This window comes from Pseudomonas sp. SWRI154 (assembly GCF_014268645.1).
GTDB classification, from domain to species: domain Bacteria; phylum Pseudomonadota; class Gammaproteobacteria; order Pseudomonadales; family Pseudomonadaceae; genus Aquipseudomonas; species Aquipseudomonas marvdashtae.
The window spans coordinates 1-1,891 of the sequence record NZ_JABWQW010000059.1; the positions used below are offsets into that span (position 1 = coordinate 1).

1 protein-coding gene is annotated in these 1,891 nt (G+C 53.9%); it reads right to left on the bottom strand.

Going from position 1 to position 1,891, the window contains the following annotated elements:
* Positions 1–67: 67 nt before the first annotated feature.
* Positions 68–1,336 carry a group II intron reverse transcriptase/maturase gene (ltrA, locus tag HU806_RS26110; protein ID WP_186615773.1) on the bottom strand — a complete coding sequence of 423 codons (1,269 nt, stop codon included), beginning with the start codon at positions 1,334–1,336 and terminating at the stop codon, positions 68–70.
* Between the last annotated feature and the right edge of the window lie 555 nt (positions 1,337–1,891).

Below are 1,891 nucleotides of genomic sequence, written 5' to 3' on the forward strand. Positions count from 1 at the left end.
GCGTTCCGTGGTAAGTAGGCCGTAGGAGTTTCACCTTCAGCCTCTCGCAGAACCGTACGTGAGCCTCTCAACTCATACGGCTCCCGTTGCCCAGTCGAGACTCATCTCCATAGACATGCCAGTGCACGAACAACGATGGACATGCTTCCTTCATTCGGTTGAGCCAGTCAGCACTGCGGCGCTTGCGCCCCGCCAATGGCTTGTATTTCCGACGGGCCCAGCGTTGTAGCTTCAAATCAAAGTGATTGAAGACCTTGTGCATCACCGTTTTGTAGAAAGCTCCATAGTAATTCCACCATCCACTAAGAATGGCGTTGTACTGCGTTGACAGTTCAAAAAGGCTGGCTGGTGTTTGCCGCTGGATATTCCAGCTGCGAGTTCGTTGACGCATTCGTTTTAACGCCTCATTACTGGCTCCGGGCAGAAAGCTGGTAAACCGGCGTCCATTATTGCCCCATGCCTCCCGTGGCCGGAAGGTGAACCCCAGGAACGTGAACTGCGTCGTTGGGTACGCTGCCTTGCGGTTACTGTCCTTGCAATAAACGATCTTCGACTTTTCCGGGTGCATGGTCAGCAGGCACTCTTCCAGACGAGCCTTGATTGCCGCCATGACCTCACACGCCTGCTTTTCGCTACGGCAGTGAACCACCGCATCGTCGGCGTAGCGTGCAAATGGACAACCTGGAAAAGTCCGTTGTATCCAGGCATCGAACGCATAGTGCATGAACAGATTCATCAATAAGGGACTGACAATCCCACCTTGGGGTGTACCGCTTTCACGTGGTACCTGAACGCCGTCAGCAGTCTCAAACGGCGCTTTAAGCCACCGTTCGATATACAACAGAATCCAGACATCCTTCACATGACGCCTCACAGCTTTGAGCAGCAGTTCATGATCGATATGATCAAAAGCCCCCTTGATATCAAACTCCACCACCCAATTCATATTCCAGCAGCGCCTGCGAGTGATCTCGACCGCCTGTTTGGCTGATTTTCCCGGCCGGTATCCATAGGAATCCGAATGAAAAAGACAGTCCAGACGCGGCTCTATAAGTAGCTTGACGGCGGTCTGAGCCACCCGATCGGCTACTGTCGGAATACCCAGCTTGCGTTTGCCTCCTGATTGCTTCGGAATTTCCACCTGCCGAACCGGTGGCGGAAAATAGGAACCCGACGACAGGCGGTTCCAAACCTTGTACAGGTTCCGTTGCAGCTTCTGCTCGAACTGGGCAATAGATTGTTCATCTATCCCAGCGGCTCCTCGATTGGCTTTCACTCGCTGGAAGGCCTCCCAAACTATCAGTTTGGAAATGCTGTACGACTTTGCTGCGCTCATGCCGCTCTTCCCCGCCGAAGCCGGTTGACGACATAAGCGAGCTGGGCAACGCCATCCCTTCGCTCCATTCTCATTACAAGAACTTCATCACTACTACGAATGGCTCCGCCCCTCGGCCTTTGCATCGGTATTCTTTCTTGCGGTGATAGCCGCTTGTCATTTCCCTTGGCATCAAAGGCGAGGTTCTCACGTTCCATATCAAAGCCTGTATTGAGCTCATGCCGCCTATACACCGGCTGCCATCTGGACGGTAAGCAGGTGTCCTCCAGACTTGCTCCCAAGGCTACTTGCCAGCCTCGGTTCTGACAGCGCTTGAGCCCTTAACGATGCGTCTTCGGACGGTTTGCTTTCGCTCATCTGCTCAATACGTACCTGACGCCTTTATTGACGCCTTTTCCACGGTCGCTCACCACCACGCCTTTTGAACGCAGCAGCACCGGGCGGTTTGAAGCCAGCTCCTGCAAGCGGACTTCGGGAGGCCTACTCCCATCTTCGATACAGCATCGCTGGCTTACGCCAGCGTTCGTGACACACGCAAGTATTGGGCTTTGACGA

Excerpts from the sequence above, each read along its gene's own strand:
- ltrA (WP_186615773.1), bottom strand. The coding sequence starts at position 1,336 with ATGAGCGCAGCAAAGTCGTACAGCATTTCCAAACTGATAGTTTGGGAG.